The organism is Oceanisphaera sp. W20_SRM_FM3, from assembly GCF_052119705.1.
Lineage (GTDB): Bacteria > Pseudomonadota > Gammaproteobacteria > Enterobacterales > Aeromonadaceae > Oceanimonas.
This window is the reverse complement of sequence record NZ_JBGQOP010000018.1, coordinates 22,008-39,641: the sequence shown is the minus strand read 5'-3', so window position 1 is coordinate 39,641 and position 17,634 is coordinate 22,008. Positions and strand designations below refer to the sequence as shown.

Sequence of the window (17,634 nt, the reverse complement as noted above, 5' to 3'; positions counted from 1 at the left end):
GGGGAATTTGTGATCCATTTTTCCAAAATGCAGGCCCTCGGCAACGACTTTATGGTGGTCGACGGCATCACGCAGAAGGTATTTTTTAATCCCGAGGTGATTCGGCAATTAGCCGATCGTCATTTTGGTGTGGGGTTCGATCAGCTGCTGCTGGTTGAGCCACCTTACGATCCGGATCTGGATTTTCACTATCGTATTTTTAATGCCGATGGCAGCGAGTCGCAGCAGTGCGGCAATGGCGCTCGTTGCCTGGCCCGTTTTGTGCGACTTAAAGGCTTAACCTATAAAGATCGCATCAGCGTGAGCACTCAAAACGGTCATGTCACGCTGACCCTAGAAAAAGATAATCAGGTGACGGTCAATATGGGTATCCCAGAATTTGACCCCGCCAAGATCCCCTTTAAGGCGCAAAAGGCCGAAAAAACCTATTTAGTACCCTCCACAATACAAACCGTGCTCTGCGGCGTGGTGTCTGTGGGTAACCCGCAGTGCATCGTAGAAGTGGACGACATTAGCAGCGACTTGGTGGCGGCCTTAGGCCCCGAATTGGCAAGCCATGAGCGTTTTCCCAATCAAGTGAACGTGGGTTTTATGCAAGTGCTAAATGGTCGGGAAATTAAGCTAAGCAGCTATAGTGCGAATGCCGGTAAGGTGTTAGCCAGTGGCAGCAACGCCAGCGCCGCCGTCGTGATGGGCGTCTACTGGGGTAAACTTAGCGATCGGGTGCAAGTACACTTTGCTCACGGTAGCCTAAGCATTGCTTGGCAAGGCCCGGGCAAGCCGGTGTATATGACGGGCACAGCCGATCATGTATTTGATGGACAAACTAATTTATGAGCAAAACAGTCGGCGCCACCTTAGCCGAGCCCATGTTAGCGGTTGAACCTGAGCTAGCAACTGAACTAGGCCTGAGCGATGGGCATATTGTCGATTACCTACAAGCGGAGCCGGACTTTTTTGCTCGCCAACGCGGCTTATTGGCGCAACTGCGCGTACCTCATCAAGAACGCGGCAGTGTGTCTTTCGTGGAGGCCAAGCTTGAGCAGCAAAAACTACGCATCTATGAGCTGGAAGATGACATTACCGGTCTGCTAACGGTCGCCGGCGAAAATGAGCGTATTTTTCGGGTGTACATGGATCTAATGCCCCGGATATTTGAATGCACGACGGTAACTGAACTTGAGCTGTGCCTGCGCCGGTGTTTGCAAGAGCAATTACGTCTTGCTGCGGTGCGCCTCATTGTGGATGGCCGTGCTTTTCCTAATGCGGCTAGCCCAGACGGCGAGCAGCTGGAGCGCTTGTATCGCGAACGCATGGCCAGCCAAGGCCAATACTTAGGCCGACTGGGCAAAGAAGAAAAGTTGCGCTTGTTCCAAGACTCACTGGTGAATTCTTGCGCGCTGATCCGTTTAGGCGCTAAGGGCGAGTTAGGTTTATTGGCCTTTGGCAGTACAGATGCGGGCCACTATGGCTCAGATATGGATACCTTTTTGATCTGCCAATTGGCCGATCTGGTGTCTCGAGTCTTGCCTAAGTTAGTGGCCGCCGAGTTTAAGTCTAATGACGGCCGCTGACGCTCAAGGTCGCCGCACTGTGGAAGGGATGGCGCAGACGGCGGCGCTAACGGTGGCCATAGAAGATTTTCTCGAATATCTGCGCGTCGAGCGCCAATTAAGCATTAATACCCGCAGCAATTATGGCCGCAACCTCAAGGCCATGGCAGAGCAGCTTGGCGAGCTATCATTGGGCGCCTGGTCTGAGCTCACTATCAATCATGTGCGCGGCATAGCGACGCGCATGCATAAAAGCGGCTTATCGCCGCGCTCTATCGCCACCAAGTTAAGTGCGCTGCGCAGTTTTTGTGATTGGCTGATCATCCAAGGTCAGCTGCAGGCTAATCCGGCGCGCGGCGTGAGCGCGCCCAAGCAAGGCCGACCGTTACCGAAAAACCTCGATGTCGATGAGTTGCACCAACTGATGGATATCGATGAGTCAGACCCATTAGCGATTCGCGATCGCGCCATTATGGAGCTGATGTATTCCTCTGGTCTGCGCTTGGCAGAATTAGTGGACCTGAATTTGGGTGACATTCAGTTTGCTGAGCGCCAAGTACGGGTGATAGGTAAAGGCAACAAAGAGCGAATTTTACCTGTGGGCCGCATGGCGCTGGAATGGCTAGAAAAATGGCTTAAAGTGCGCGACCTACTGGCCGGCGGCGAACAGTTTGCCTTGTTTGTGAGCCAACGCCAGCGGCGCATCAGCCATCGCAGCGTGCAGCTGCGCATGGCCGAATGGGGTGGTAAGCAGTCGTTATCTAGCCATATTCACCCGCACAAGTTACGCCACTCTTTTGCCACCCATATGCTGGAGTCGAGCGGAGACTTGCGCGCGGTACAAGAGCTACTTGGCCACGCCGACTTGGCCACCACCCAGATTTATACTCATCTGGATTTTCAACATTTAGCCAAAGCCTACGACAACGCCCACCCTAGGGCGAAACGCGATAAAAATTAGCCCTGCGGGCAGCCGTAAGCTTTCAGCCGTCAGCGATCAGCTAAATACAAACCGTTGTCCCTGTAGGGTTGAATTTATTCGACCGATTGTATGCGGTGCTATGATTTTTGGTCCAATAAATTGGCCCCTACAAAGAGCGTCCTACGCAGCAGGATTGTTGTTGCATTGACCTTAACTGACAGCTTATAGCTGACCGCTTCCAGCTTTGTATATGAGGATTTTTATGCGCTTTTATAAACGACTAATGCCGGTCAAGGTGATTAGCTTCGACTTAGACGACACCTTATATGACAACGTGCCTGTGATAACGGCTGCCGAAGCTTGGTTATTACAGGCGCTAAAACATCATTCCTCTGCATCCACCTTGCTGGATGCGAATAATCTGGCCGATATTAAGCGCCAAATATTAGCGCTGGAGCCCGAGCTGAGTCACGATGTAAGCGCATTGCGGCTGCGCGTATTAACCCAAGGCCTACGCCAGCAAGGTGTCGCCGATATAGAAGCCTGCACCTTGGCCAATGAGTTTTATCAAGGCTTCTTAACCGAGCGCGGCAAAATAGAAGTGCCGCAAATCAGCCATCGCGTGTTAACCGAACTCGGCCAACGCTATCAATTAGCCGTGATCACTAACGGCAATCTGCCGCTAGAGCACACCGCCTTGGCGCCTTATTTTAAGACGGTATTACGCGCCGGTATTGATGGCCGCATGAAGCCCGCCGCCGATATGTTTGATTTGTTAGCCCAACAAATGGGCGTACAGGTAAGCGAAATTCTGCACATTGGTGACCATATCAATACCGACGTCTTAGGTGCCGTACATGCGGGTTGCCAAGCGATTTGGCTCAATGACCAAGGGCGCTCAGCCTGCGATTTACAGTGTTTACCTCATGTTGAGCTGGAACGGTTGGAGCAAATGCTAGAGCTGTTATAATCCCCGGCAAGTGCCGTGAGGGGGTAAGGGGTAAAGTGTGAGGAGGGAAAACCGCACCGTGAGCGCTTAAGCTTGATGGCTAACGCATTACGTCTTACGCCTCACCCCTCCCTCTAAACGGCAAATCTAAATAAACTCAGGAGTTGTAATGGATGTATCCAGCCTGCTTGACGGCATGAACGACGAGCAAAGGGAGGCGGTGGCCGCCCCCGCCCAGAATATGCTAGTGCTGGCCGGTGCCGGCAGTGGCAAGACTCGGGTGCTGGTGCATCGCATTGCGTGGCTGATGCAGGTAGAAAACGTGCCTGCCTCGGCAATTTTAGCGGTGACCTTTACCAATAAAGCCTCCGCCGAGATGCGCGGTCGGGTTGAGCAACTGCTGGGTGGTCGACTGTCTGGCCTTTGGTTGGGCACCTTTCACGGCCTAGCCCATCGTTTACTGCGCGCCCATCATCTGGATGCCAATCTGCCCCAAGATTTTCAAATACTGGACTCAGACGATCAGCTGCGTTTACTGCGCCGTATTCTGAAGGGCATGAATCTGGATGAAAAACAGTGGGCGCCGCGCCAAGTGGCGGGCTTTATTAATGCCCGTAAAGACGAAGGCCTAAGGGCAAAAGATATTCAAATTTTGCACGACCCTATTCAGCAAACCTATCAGCGGATTTATCAGGTATATCAAGATACCTGCGACCGTGCGGGTTTGGTGGATTTTGCCGAATTACTGCTGCGTGCTCACGAGCTCTGGCTCTATAAGCCGCATATTTTGGCCCATTACCAAGACAGATTTCGCCATATTTTGGTGGATGAGTTTCAAGACACCAACAGTATTCAATATGCGTGGCTGCAGATGCTGGCCGGCACTAAGGCGCGGGTGATGATAGTGGGCGATGACGACCAGTCTATTTATGGTTGGCGCGGCGCTCGGGTGGAAAATATCGCCCGTTTCTTGCGCGACTTTCCGGGCTCTGCCACCATTCGTCTCGAGCAAAACTACCGCTCTACCGCCACTATTCTCAAGGCCGCCAATACGCTGATTGCCAATAATACCGAGCGCATGGGCAAAGAGCTGTGGACCGAGGGCGAAGCGGGCGAAAAGGTATCTATCTATGGCGCCTATAACGAGATGGACGAAGCGCGCTTTGCGGTAGGCCAAATTCAGCAATGGCAGCAACAAGATAATGTGTTGAGCGAAGTGGCGATTTTATATCGCAATAATGCTCAATCTCGAGTGTTAGAAGAGGCGCTGATTCAGGCGCGCCTGCCTTATCGCATTTACGGTGGCTTACGCTTCTTCGAGCGCCAAGAAATTAAAGACGCGCTTAGTTATTTGCGGCTAATGAATAATCGCGGCGATGAAGCGGCCTTTGAGCGTATCGTCAACACGCCCACCCGTGGCATAGGCGAGCGCACGCTGGGTCTGGTACGCGAAGCGGCGCGAGACAGGCAAGTCACGCTGTGGCAGGCCGCTTGGGCATTAGTTGAAGAAAAGGTGTTGAGTGGCCGCGCCGCTTCGGCGGTGAGTCGCTTCTTGGCGTTAATCAATCAACTGGAAGACGAAACCCGCGAGCTGCCCTTGCACGTGCAAACCGATCGCGTGATCGAGCAGTCCGGCCTAAAGGCCATGTATCAGGCGGAGCGCGGTGAAAAAGCCCAAGCACGGGTCGAAAACTTAGAGGAGTTGGTGAGTGCCACTCGCCAATTTACGCCTTCAGAAGACGATGATATGTCTTTGCTGTCGGCGTTTTTATCCCACGCGGCATTAGAAGCAGGCGAAGGCCAGGCCGATCAGTTTGACGATGCAGTGCAATTAATGACGCTGCACTCGGCCAAGGGCTTGGAATTTCCGCTGGTGTTTATGGTGGGCGTAGAAGAGGGCATGTTCCCCAGCCAGCAGTCCGCAGAAGACAGCCAGCGCTTAGAAGAAGAGCGCCGTTTAGCCTATGTGGGCATGACCCGCGCCATGAGCAAATTGTTTATTAGCCATGCGGAAACGCGCCGTGTGTATGGCAAAGAAATGTTTCATCGCCCCAGCCGCTTTATCAAAGAGCTGCCTCATGATTGCTTAGACGAAGTGCGCCTCAAAGCCTCGGTGAGCCGCGCCATGCCCAATGGCCGTTTCAGCCAAGATCGGGTGCAAGACACCTTTAACGAAACCGGCTTTCGCTTAGGCCAACGGGTGATGCATCCGAAATTTGGCGAAGGCGTGGTGTTAAATTATGAGGGCGCCGGCGATCACAGCCGCGTACAAGTAAACTTTGAAGATAGCGGCAGCAAGTGGCTGGTGACCGCCTATGCGCGGTTAGAGGCTTTATAAGAAAGTGCTAAGAGGCTGAAGGCTTGTCTCCGTCAACGCGCTAAACCGTATCCCTACGGCGCTCGGCAAATGCCGTCCATGGCGTTTGACGGTTGACTCCGACAATGCCCACGCCTCTTCCTATGATAGGTCGACTGTTGATAGTGCCAACAGCCAGCTCTGGTGCCTAATATCGCCATTAAAAACAATAAAAAGATGTGACTAAGTGACAGCTAGAAGTCGAAATAAAAAAGCACCGAGCCTTAAACTCGGTGCTTTTTTATTGGCTAAGGTTTGTGCTCGGGTCTCACCGCTATCGGCTAATATTTTATTCATAATCTTAACCGTCTTAGTGTTAATCCTGTGGGTGATGGAGATGATGCCGATGAAAAACGTAAACAGGGTATGGCTGGCGCTAGCCTGCTTGTTGTTAATCTCCTGTAGCCAAGGCGATAGTGGCAAAGGTATCAGCGTGGCCGATCTAGAGGGCCAATATAGGTTCGAGCTTAAGTCTGAGACCGAGAGCGAACGAACAAAGCAGGACACTGCCGTTAAAGATAAGCAGAGCCTGTTTACCATAGGCCCAAATTACATTGCCTTTGGCGATGATAGGCAACAGCTTGACCAGATCTCGGTGCGAGAGATAGATGACGAAAAATACCTAGTGCTTAAAGTTGCCGATACAGAGATGAGCTTAAAAATTATTGATAAAGAAACGTTATTTTTAAAACAAGGCTCGGCGCTTGGCATCTTCACGCGAGTTAAGTAACGCCATTCTGTAATATTAAGGGGTCAGATTTACTTACTCTGTATTGTGAATAGGAATGAGGAATCCAACACCTAAAGCCCACCAGTGCAGTCTTTGTAGTGTGCCGCTTTAGCTGGCACTCCCGTCTTAGCGGGAATGTTTAAACTATCCTGCTTCGCAGGACCCACAGCTAAAGCGTGGGGCTACAAGAGCGGTGCCTATCTTTATGACTTGCTTAAACAAGCAACTCTTTAATTAGACTGGTGTAACGCTACATCAATGATTAGATCTAGATACTGAGCAGTATGAACAAATATCCATATTTAAAGTTCGCCACTAACGTAGCCAAGAAACAATAGAAACCTTAGCTTTAAGCAAAGCTGCATGGCAGGATTGAAACCACTTATTTTGGAACTCGGCCTCGTTTGTTAGGGTTAGGTTTAGTGCAAAACACCGTCGATGGAGTGTGGAAATGGCGTATGGACGCGGAATCAAATTAGGTGCGCTTTTGCTCGCCGTGCTGGGCCTAACTTGGTCTGAAATGAGTAGCGCAGAAGAGTTAGTGCCCACCCAGCGCTTCGTGATGATCCAAGACGTGGACTTGCCCGGCGGCGATCTGGCCTCGCAGCTTGATACCACCTTGGCCGGCTGCCAAAAAGCCTGCGTTAGCAACACGGCCTGCGCCGCCATCACCTTTAATACGCGCAACGGCTCCTGTTTTTTAAAGGCCGAGTTTGGTGAAACCCAACCCTATGCCGATGCGATCTCCGCTTATCTATTAAAAGCCGCGCCTGATGCGACCGCCGTGGCGCAAACTCGCGCCAGCGAGTTGAGTTTCTTGCGCGCCGCGGATCTTTCTCAAGCCTATGAATTTGCCACTGGCCTTGCAGTGCGCCACCCTGCACGCGAAAACTCGGCTGTCGACTATGTCGTGCTGGCAGAGAAAGAAGAAGCCAGCGGCAATATGCTGCGCGCCAGTGAACGGCTAGGTGTTGCCTTAAATATGACAGATGCGCCCTCAGACTGGGCTGAATATGGCCGATTATTACGCCGGGCCGCGGCGCGCGATGACAGCAAAAAAAATGAATTACAGCAAAGCGCGTTGCTCGCCACCATCAATGGCTATTTGCGTGCCGACACCCCAGATTTACGCCATCGCCTGTTAGTGCAACTGGCGGAAATTTTAGAAGACCGCGATCGTGGCCTAGAAATGGTGCCGGCACTGCGTCTCGCCCAGCAAATAGAAAAGCGCACCAGCACCCAAGCCGCCCTAGATGAAGCCATAGGTAAATATGGCTTTAGGGTGATCGAGCACGACGTGCAATCGGACAGCGCTCAGCCACGCATTTGTGCGCAATTTTCTGATGATTTAGCCAAGACAGACGTGGCGTTTGATAAATTTGTGCAATTGGATGCCAAAGGCCTGACGGTAGAGAAAGTGGGCGCACAAATGCTGTGCGTAGAGGGCGTGAGCCATGGCACCCGTTATACCCTGACTTTTAGAGCCGGCATTCCGGCCGCCGATGGCCAAACCACCACTAAGCCGGTGACCATTACCGCCTATGTGCGTGATCGCAGCCCAACTTTGCGTTTTCCGGGCCGCGCCTATGTGTTGCCCAAAGTCGGCAAAGACGCCGCGCTGCCCATTGAGGCGGTGAACACGGCCAAGGCCGAACTCACGCTATTTAAAGTCACGGATCGCAATATCTTGCGCGCCATACAAAGCGAATATTTTGGCGAGCCCATGTCTTATTGGCGTGAAGGGGATTTTTCTAGCCAAGTGGGCGCCGAGATTTGGCAAGGCCATGCCGAGCTTGCCATGGAGGTGAATCGCGACATGACCACTCGCTTGCCGATGGCGGAAGCCTTGGCAGGCCAAGGCGCGGGAATTTTTGTATTGCGCGCCAGCATGCCCGGCAAAGAAAGCTATGACGTGACTCCCGCTTGGCAGTGGTTTGTGGTCTCAGATCTGGGCATTAGTACCTTAAGCGGCACCGACGGTTTGCATGTAGTAGTACGCAGCTTAGGCACGGCAGAGGCTAAGTCTAAGGTGGCGGTAGAGCTACTGAGCCGCAGTAACGAGGTGTTAGGCACGGCCACCACAGATAACCAAGGCTATGCCCGTTTTCCTGTGGCACTGACTCGTGGTGTGGGCGCGCTGGCGCCAGCCATGGTGGTCGCCAAAGAAAGCAGCGCTAAAGAAGGCGCAGCGGATATGGCCTTCTTATCGCTCACTGATCCCGAGTTTGACCTGTCAGATCGGGGCGTCGAGGGCCGTGAACCCGCGCCACCCATAGATGTGTTCTTAACCACGGATCGCGGTGCCTATCGTGCCGGTGAAACGGTTTATGCCACGGCCCTTAGTCGAGATGCCAATGCCAAGGCGATTGCGAGCCTGCCCTTAACGGCCATAGTGAAACGCCCAGACGGCGTGGAGTATTCCCGCGTGGTGGCAGAAGACGTCGGCAGTGGCGGCCATGTGTTTGCACTACCGATAGCCGGTAGCGCGCCACGCGGCGTGTGGCGATTAGAGATAAAGGCGGATCTCGATGCACCTGCATTAGCCACGCAAACTTTCTTAGTGGAAGACTTTTTACCGGAGCGCATCGACTTTACCCTTAGCCTGCCCAAGACCCCAGTGCGCCTAGGCGATACCCTCAAGCTGACGCTGGATGCCAAATACTTATTTGGTGCCGTGGGTGCCGATTTGAGTGTGGAAGGTTCCGTTACCTTGCGTGCTACTGAAGGGCTGAAGGCGTACCCCGGCTATCAGTTTGGCTTGGCAGATGAGCCGTTCCAAGCTCAAATGGAAAGCTTTAGCGGCACCCGCACCGATGCCAAAGGGCGTGCCGAGATAAACTTAACCCTGCCCGATGTGGCCGATCCCTTGCGGCCATTAGAAATGACGGTAGTGGCGCGCGTAGCTGAAGGCTCAGGCCGACCGGTCGAGCGCCAGCTGACGCGCGCCTTGCAACCGAGTGCGGCTATGATAGGCGTGAAACCCTTATTCGATGAGGTAGTAAAAGAAGGCTCAGATGCGCGCTTCTCACTGCTGGCCGTAGGGTTTGATGAAACGGCCACGGCTATGTCAGTCACCCCCATGGCGGTGACTTGGGAGTTATCACGCATTAATACCCAATATCAGTGGTATCAGGAAGACGGTAACTGGCGTTGGGAGCCGGTGAGCAGCCGTGAGCAAATTAGCAGCGGACGTGCCGACTTAACAGACGCCGTTGAGATAGCCGCCGCCGTTAGTTGGGGCGAATACGAGTTGGTGGTGCGTCAAGCGGACGGTGGCGATGCGGCCACCTCCAGCCGTTTTTACGCGGGCTGGTATGCGCCGGCAGACGTGACCTCAACCCCAGATACGCTGGAATTATCCTTGGATAAGTCGGCCTATAAATCCGGTGACGTGGCCCAATTACGGATAGTGCCGCGAGCCGCAGGCAAGGCGCTGGTCTATGTATTATCCAACCGCTTAGTCGCCATGAAAGTGGTGGACGTCAAGGCCGGCGAAAACACCATCAAGTTGGATGTAACCGACGAGTGGGGCACAGGCGTCTATGTGTCGGCGACTGTGCTTAGGCCGATGGACGTGGCGGCGGGGCGCAATCCGGCCCGCGCCTTAGGTTTGGCTCACGCCAGCGTAGCGCCAGGCAATAAGGCATTGAGTGCCGCCGTGAAAGTGTCGGCCGAAGTGGCGCCTCGTGGCCCTATGAATGTGGCGATTAAGGTGGCAGGTGTCGCCCGTGGTGAAACTGCGTATGCCACTATTGCCGCCGTGGATGTCGGCATTTTAAACCTCACCGCCTTTACATCCCCAGATCCCAAAGGTCATTACTTTGGCCAGCGCAAGTTGGGCGTGGGCATGCGTGACTTATATGGCCGTTTAATCGATGGCCTAAGTGGCGCAGCTGGCACTGTGCGCTCCGGTGGCGATGCGGCCGGCCAAGCACGCATGCAAGCGCCACCGCCGACCGAAGAATTAGTGGCCTACTTTAGTGGCCCTGTTCAGGTCGATAAAGACGGTTACGCCCGCGCCACCTTTGAAATGCCGTCCTTTAACGGCACGGTTAAGATAATGGCGGTGGTATGGAGCAAAACCGGTGTCGGCCAAGCCGACGCCGAAGTATTGGTGCGCGATCCTGTGGTGGTTACCGCATCAATACCGCGCTTTATGGCGCCCAATGACCAGAGTCGTATGCTGCTGGAAGTGATCCATGCTACTGGCCCTGCAGGCAAGATGGGTTTAACCATATCGACAACATCGACGACAGAGTCCGCTACTGGCTTGACGTTAGGGGAGGTGCCTAAGGAATTTGAGCTAGCCAAAGGCGGCAAGGCGAAATTTTCGGTGCCGATCACGGCCACGGCCGAGGGGCTACAAAGCGTGACGGTTAACTTAACTACGCCCGACGGCAAGCAGTTAACCAAAGAGTTGCGGCTCCCGGTACAAAGTGGCGCTCCAGAAGTGGCGAACACTCAGCGTTTAGAGCTGGCCGCAGGCGATAGCTTTACGCTCGACCAAACCGCCTTTAGCGATTTTATCGCCGGCTCTGGCTTGGCCACGCTGGCGGTGGGCCCCATAGCGCGGCTAGATGTGCCCGGGCTGCTGGCATCTCTAGATCGTTATCCTTACGGTTGCACCGAGCAAGTGACATCGCAAACGCTGCCCTTGCTGTACTTCGATGAGGTGGCCAAGACCATGCAGCTGAAGGGCGCGGATAAGCTCTCTAGTCGTATCAAGGGGGCCGTGAGTGAAGTGCTAACCAATCAAAGCTCAGAGGGCGGCTTTGGCTTGTGGGGGCCTAGCTCAGGGGATTTTTGGTTGGATGCCTACGTGACCGATTTTTTGAGTCGCGCTAAGACGCAAGGCCATGAGGTGCCGGATCTGGCGTTCCGTTCGGCGCTCGATAACTTGCGCAATCGCGTCAACTATACCGCCGATTTTGATAAGGGCGGCGAGGCGCTGGCCTATGCGCTTATGGTGTTGGCCCGCGAAGGGGCGGCCACCATAGGCGACTTGCGCTACTACGCCGATGTGAAAGGCGATGCCTTCGCCACGCCTATGGCTCAGGCGCAATTGGGGGCGGCCTTGGCTAGCTATGGCGATCAAAAGCGCGCCGATGCCATGTTTACTAAGGCAGGTAAGCGAATTAAGGGGTATCAGTCACTGGATGAGGTACAGATTTATCGCACCGATTACGGCAGTCGTCGCCGCGATGTGGCCGGTGTGCTGACCTTGGCGGCAGAAGCCAAATCAAATGCGCTGGATACCGAAGCGCTGGCGCTCGCCTTGCGTGCCAATGGCAATACCTTATCGACCCAAGAAGCCAGCTGGACCTTGCTGGCCGCTCACGCCTTGATTGGGCAACCGGGAAATGAGGGCATTACCTTAAACGGCAGCCCAGTAGACGGCCCCTTAGTGCGAGTGCTAAAAGCCGGTGTGGACTTGCCTGAAGACTTGTCTGAAGACAGCAAGGCGCTAACGGTCAGCAATGGATCAGCTAAGCCGAACACGCTGACGCTGACCACTTATGGCGTACCTAAAGTGCCGGGGCCTGCCACGGGCAATGGCTATGCGATTAACCGACACTATTTCACCATGACGGGTGAGCCGATTAACTTAGATGCTGGCGTAAAAGCCGGTGACCGCATGGTGGTCATCTTAGAAATCGAGCCCTTTGGTAAGGCGGAGTCGCGCTTAATAATGGCGGATCCACTGCCTGCGGGTTTTGAGATTGATAACCCGAACTTGTTGCGTAGTGGAGAGTTGCGCGGTGGCGAAGTGGGTGGGCTGGATTGGCTGGATGTGCGAGAAGATACCGAGCATACCGAATTTCGCCAAGACCGCTTTATTGCCCAAGTGGATTGGTCTGGCAGCAATACCCTGCGCCTCGCTTATGTGGTGCGCGCCGTGTCACCAGGTAGCTTCCATCATCCGGCTGCCTCAGTTGAAGACATGTATCGACCCAATTACCGCGCCCAAACCGCGGCGGGCCGCGTGATCATAGCCGAGTGATGACACGGGGTTGGCGATTATCGGCTTTAGCTTCTCCGCTGACCTTGGCGCTGGTGCTCTGGTTTGCCGTTGAAGCGTTTGCGGCTTGGGTGGCCGCCACTGAGTTACCTAACTTAAGTGTTGCCACCTCGGTTGAAGTGCAAGCCCGAGATGGCCGCCTGCTACGGGCTTACACGGTAGCGGACGGCCGCTGGCGCATGGCAGTATCGCCTGATGCCGTAGACCCAAACTTCACCGCCATGCTGGTCGCCTATGAAGATAAGCGGTTTTACAGTCATAACGGCGTCGACCTGCGGGCCATATTACGGGCGATAGTGCAAGCGGCACGCCAGCAGCGCTTGGTGTCGGGCGGCTCAACCTTGACCATGCAAGTGGCGCGCTTATTAGAAGACAGCGGCACCGGCCAACTCAAGGGCAAACTGCGCCAAGCACGGGTCGCACTGGCGCTTGAGCGCCGCTTAACTAAGGCGCAGATTTTACAATTGTATTATCAAGTGGCACCTTATGGCGGCAATCTTGAAGGCGTACGCGCCGCGTCTTTGGCTTATTTTGGCAAGGAGCCTAAGCGCTTAACCACAGCGCAAGCCGCACTGTTAGTCGCCTTGCCCCAATCGCCAGAAGGCCGTCGACCCGACCGCTCCCCCAAAGCCGCGGCGCTTGCGCGCGAAAAAGTGCTGGCACTGGCGGTTACGGCTGGGGTGATTCAAGCCGAGCAAGCGCAAGCGGCTAAGCGAGAAGCTATACCTGCCCGCCGCCAAGCGTTTCCGGCGCTGGCACCGCACTTAGCGGATCGCATAGTAGCGGCGGCACCCAGCACGCAATGGCACCACACCACGCTAGATGCCGCCTTACAAATTCGCCTCCAAGAATTAGCCGCCCAAGCGGTGGTCGCCCATGGCGATCGGCTACAGGTCGCCATAGTGGTCGCTGAACATAAAAGCGGCGAGATGTTGGCCTCGGTAGGCTCGGCGGCGTATCGGGCCGATGCCCGCTTAGGCTTCGTCGATATGACCCGCGCCGTGCGCAGCCCAGGCTCCACCTTAAAGCCCTTAGTCTATGGCTTGGCGTTTGATGAAGGTTTGGCGCATCCCGAAACCTTAATCGAAGACAGAGCCATGGACTTTGGCGGTTATGCCCCACAAAACTTCGACAAAATTTTTCGTGGCGAAGTGCGCATTCGTGATGCGCTGCAGCTGTCGCTCAATCTGCCCGTGGTGGCGCTCACCGATGCGCTGGGGCCGGCCAAGTTAATGGCAGGATTACGTCGCGCCGGCGTAACGGCGCGAGTGCCGGGCGGCAAACCAGGCCTAGCCGTGGCACTGGGTGGCGTGGGCGTGAGCCTAGAAGATATGGTGGGCTTGTATGCCACCCTAGCGCGCGGCGGCGTGGCGCGACCCTTGCATTTCACTCAGCAATCCGCGGATAAAGATGCGCCAGGCTTGCGGGTAATGTCGGCGGTGGCGGCGTGGCAAGTGGGGAATATTTTGTCGGGCGTGGCGCCGCCAATCGGTACGCCGGTAAACCGCTTAGCCTATAAAACCGGTACCAGCTACGGCCACAGAGATGCGTGGGCCATCGGTTTCGATGGCACTCATGTGATCGGCGTTTGGATGGGCCGAGCCGACGGCACGCCAGTGCCCGGCGTGTTTGGCGCAGACTTAGCGGCACCGCTGTTGTTTCAAGCCTTTGCTCGGGTGAAACGTAAACTCGATCCTTTACCATTACCGCCGCCATCCACCTTAATGGTCGCCAATGCCAGCTTGCCGCAACCGTTGCGCAAGTTTCGGCCCCGCTTTGGTGCCTTTGCCGCCGCCGGTGCCCCTAAGGTAGATTTTCCGCCCGATGGCGCCGAGGTCGAGCTGATGGCTGAAGGCATCTTATTGCGGGTGCGTGGCGGCGTTGGCCCCTTCACTTGGTTAGCCGATGGCAAGCCGATAGTGGTCAGCGCCCGCGGGCGAGACCAGCTAGTCAAGATGCCGGGCCCGGGCTTTGTGGAACTGTCGGTCATCGACAGCAAGGGCCAATCTGCACAGGCCAAAGTCAGATTGCGCTGATTTTTATTTTAGATAAAAGATTAAGAGCATTTTTGCAACGAAACCCGCTAAACCCACGAAAAAATAGAGACCAAATCTGAACATGACTTTAATGGTAAAGGCCAAACACCAGATCATCAGCAGGTGAGCCCTTACCATAAAAAGATATTCTCACTTTTCGAGCTTATCCCAGCTTAATTTTTTGCGGATTTCGCGTTCTTTCGTTGCCAAATAGCACTTGGCTCTAGAGGCGCTGGGCGTACAACCGGCTTTTTGCGGTGCTTAATCCCATCCCAACTGTAAATCACCAGCGAGCACCAGATCAGCGCAAAGGTAATGATCTTATCTGTGGTAAAGGTCTCGCCGTAAAGCGATACGGCCACTAAAAACATCAGGCTGGGGCCTATATATTGAAAGAAGCCCAACGTCGATAATTTGAGTCGTTTAGCGGCGCCGGCAAACAGCAACAAAGGTGCCGTGGTCACCAGACCGGCCGAAACTAGCCACAAATTAGTATTGAGTGAATTAGCGCCGAGATGACTCGTGGGGGTGTCGGCAATAAAGAATAAATAAACCGCCGCCAGCGGTAACAGTACTAGGGTTTCTAGCATTAAACCGGCAATAGGGTCGACCGGCACTTGCTTGCGAATTAAGCCATATAAGCCAAAGGTCATAGCCAGCACTAAGGCTATCCAAGGCAAACGCCCAAATATCACTAATTGTACCAGCACGCCGCTGGTGGCCAAGGCCACCGCAAACCATTGGGTAGGCCGAAAACGCTCACCCAAAAACAACATAGCCAGCACTATATTGAACAGCGGGTTAATGTAATAGCCAAGGCTTGCATCCAAGATATGGTTGCTATTCACCGCCCAAATATACACCAGCCAATTTAAGCCAATAATCACAGATGACAGTGTGAGCAGTAGCAAATTCTTCGGCTGGCGTAATACTGCGCGCACGCTCGGCCATAGCTTTAGCGCACTGAGCAATACCAGCAACAGTAAAAAAGACCAAATTACGCGATGGGTTAAAATCTCATAAGCGGGGATCTGCGTGAGCTGCTTAAAGTATAAAGGCGCTATGCCCCACAGCGTATAAGCACCCACCGCATACAGAGCACCGCGCGAGCCTTGGTCTTTTTCCATTATGTTTGGCTATCTAGTAGATAAAACGAGCTTCAGTGTAACGGTAAACTTGGGTTTTGACTTAATTTCCGTTAGAAAAATATCAACGTTAGTTGGCCGCTTACTGCTCTTAAAAAGGAAATATACTGCCATTATTATTGGCTAAATAATCTTCTTTCCGCTTTTTATTTATACCATCCTGACTTGTGATGTAAGTTTTTGACGCAAATAAAGCGTGTTTGTTATAAATATTAAGTATTTTTGGTTTAGTGCTTGATTTGTCGCATTCAACCTTGACCCTAAATAGGCTTATCCACTACATTAGCTGCCTTAAATGTATATCTATTAATTCAGCCAAGGAGTAGCCACTAATGACAGGGGCGTTATTACGTTCGGGTAAAATATCGTCCTTTAAAGCATTAGGAAAAACAGGCCAGCCTGTTTATCGTGCTGCCTTGCAACTTAGAAATGCTATCCAAAGAAAAAACAAGTTAGATGCACTTTGTTTAGCCATTCCGCAGCCGGATCAACAAGGCGATAATATTGATTGGTATAGCCCAGTAGCGGGCGATGTTATCCCTTGGAGTTCTGCTACCGAAGAGGAACGAGCAGTCGCTCGTTTGCGCTTAGAAGAAGTAAAGTCAGGCTTGACTGCCATGCGCAGTGAATTATTGGCTTCAGCAACTGCGAACCTTGAAAATAGCAGTAAAGATAAACAAGTTTTTGAACAGTTACTGGAATATGTTATTCGTTTTCCGGGTGAGGAATTTGTTTATTTAGTGCGCTCTACAGAAGGCAGCTCTACCGCTAATAACTTAGATATTTCTGCGAACCCTATCTCTGATAATGGTGTACCTGCTCAAGCATATAATCTAATACCCGTGCTGACTTTTTGGGGGTTTGTACACGCGGATGATGCTTTGGGTATGGATCCGCTTTATTGTTTATATCCCCAAATTGCTGAGTCTCCACCCGTTGCACCTCTAGCTGCAGCGTCTATGGTGGCTCCTACTGTTGCGTCTGCGGCGCCTGTTGCGTCAGCCCCCGAGCTTATGCCTGTGGCGGCCGCGATTCCTTGGTGGAGAAACTGGCGCCGTTGGTTGTGGCTACTGTTAGCCTTGTTACTTTTGCTGCTGACGCTGTTCTTATTGCGCGGCTGTATGCCCTCTATGCCAAGCTTGGGGAAATTAGGCGCACCGTCGATGCCTGCTATGCCCAACCTGCCTACGGCACCCAAGATGCCTGCCATGCCATCCGCGAACCTAGGCCTACCTAGCTTGCCGTCTATGCCGGCCTTGCCAAATGGTGACCTAGCTGGCCTGTCTTCGCTGCCAAGTGGTAGCTTGCCAAGCCTGCCTGACGTGAATCTGCCCACTCCTGAGCTAGCTATGGGCGTGGATGAGGCAGAAGCGTTGTCTCCGCCAGCACTAGATGCCGACTTAGCGCCTGAACTTGAACCTTTGCAAGAACCGACAGACCTGGCGCCGCCTGCTTTGCCTGATGAATTAGTAGAAGCGCCTCTTGCTAATGAACCCCTTATGCCTGAAGAAAATATACCTACCGAAAATAAAGCTACCGAAAATTTAGCGGATCCAGCACCTGTGCCCGCTAACAGCGCAGTGGATTTTTTGAATGGTAATTGGCAAGCCAAGGGTGGCATTCAAGATAAGCGCACCGGCAAACCCTTACGCTTAGAATATAAATTTAATAACGGTCAAGGTGATGTAACAGTGCGCCGTAACGACGGTGTCAGTTGCACAGGTCCCGTATCGGCCGTTATGAACAATGCGGTCTTGGCAATTAATAGCCAGGGGCAAGCTAAATGCGGTGACGGTGGTGTTTACGATATGCCAGCTGTTAGCTGTAAACCAGATGCAAAAAATATGGCCGACTGCACAGGCAGCTACGGTAATGAATTCTTTCCAATGACCATGCAAAATGCGGGTGAGTAAGGCGGGAGCTT

Annotated in this window: 10 protein-coding genes; 9 read left to right on the top strand and 1 reads right to left on the bottom strand. The window is 53.5% G+C overall.

What is annotated here, in order from left to right; genetic code table 11:
* The first annotated feature begins 9 nt into the window (after positions 1-9).
* From dapF to pbpC, 8 genes are all read left to right on the top strand, one after another.
* Positions 10-837: a diaminopimelate epimerase gene (dapF, locus tag ACEN2G_RS10440; protein ID WP_442021433.1), complete on the top strand. Its 828-nt coding sequence runs from the start codon at positions 10-12 to the stop codon at positions 835-837.
* Positions 834-1,574: a DUF484 family protein gene (locus ACEN2G_RS10435; protein ID WP_442021432.1), complete on the top strand. Its 741-nt coding sequence runs from the start codon at positions 834-836 to the stop codon at positions 1,572-1,574. The genes dapF and ACEN2G_RS10435 overlap by 4 nt, the downstream gene beginning before the upstream one ends.
* On the top strand, positions 1,561-2,514 hold the full coding sequence (gene xerC, locus ACEN2G_RS10430; protein WP_442021431.1) for a tyrosine recombinase XerC: 954 nt from the start codon (positions 1,561-1,563) through the stop codon (positions 2,512-2,514). The genes ACEN2G_RS10435 and xerC overlap by 14 nt, the downstream gene beginning before the upstream one ends.
* 223 nt (positions 2,515-2,737) lie before the next feature.
* Positions 2,738-3,445: an HAD-IA family hydrolase gene (locus tag ACEN2G_RS10425; protein WP_442021430.1), complete on the top strand. Its 708-nt coding sequence runs from the start codon at positions 2,738-2,740 to the stop codon at positions 3,443-3,445.
* Positions 3,446-3,593: 148 nt separating this feature from the next.
* A complete protein-coding gene (uvrD, locus tag ACEN2G_RS10420) occupies positions 3,594-5,762 on the top strand; it encodes a DNA helicase II (RefSeq protein WP_442021429.1) in 2,169 nt (722 codons plus the stop codon).
* A gap of 364 nt (positions 5,763-6,126) precedes the next feature.
* On the top strand, positions 6,127-6,510 hold the full coding sequence (locus ACEN2G_RS10415; protein ID WP_442021428.1) for a hypothetical protein: 384 nt from the start codon (positions 6,127-6,129) through the stop codon (positions 6,508-6,510).
* A 451-nt stretch (positions 6,511-6,961) separates the two neighbouring features.
* Positions 6,962-12,511, top strand: a complete 5,550-nt coding sequence (locus ACEN2G_RS10410) for an alpha-2-macroglobulin family protein (RefSeq protein WP_442021427.1) — start codon at positions 6,962-6,964, stop codon at positions 12,509-12,511.
* The gene (pbpC, locus tag ACEN2G_RS10405; protein WP_442021453.1) at positions 12,511-14,565 is read left to right on the top strand and encodes a penicillin-binding protein 1C; all 2,055 of its coding nucleotides are present in this window, start codon (positions 12,511-12,513) and stop codon (positions 14,563-14,565) included. The genes ACEN2G_RS10410 and pbpC overlap by 1 nt, the downstream gene beginning before the upstream one ends.
* A 173-nt stretch (positions 14,566-14,738) precedes the next feature.
* On the opposite strand, the gene rarD is transcribed toward pbpC, so the two are convergent.
* A complete protein-coding gene (rarD, locus tag ACEN2G_RS10400; RefSeq protein ID WP_442021426.1) occupies positions 14,739-15,692 on the bottom strand; it encodes an EamA family transporter RarD in 954 nt (317 codons plus the stop codon).
* 350 nt (positions 15,693-16,042) lie between these two features.
* On the opposite strand from rarD, the gene ACEN2G_RS10395 reads away from it, so the two are divergent.
* Positions 16,043-17,623 (top strand): SrfA family protein, encoded by a 1,581-nt coding sequence (locus ACEN2G_RS10395; RefSeq protein ID WP_442021425.1) that lies wholly within the window; start codon positions 16,043-16,045, stop codon positions 17,621-17,623.
* The last annotated feature ends 11 nt before the right edge of the window (positions 17,624-17,634 follow it).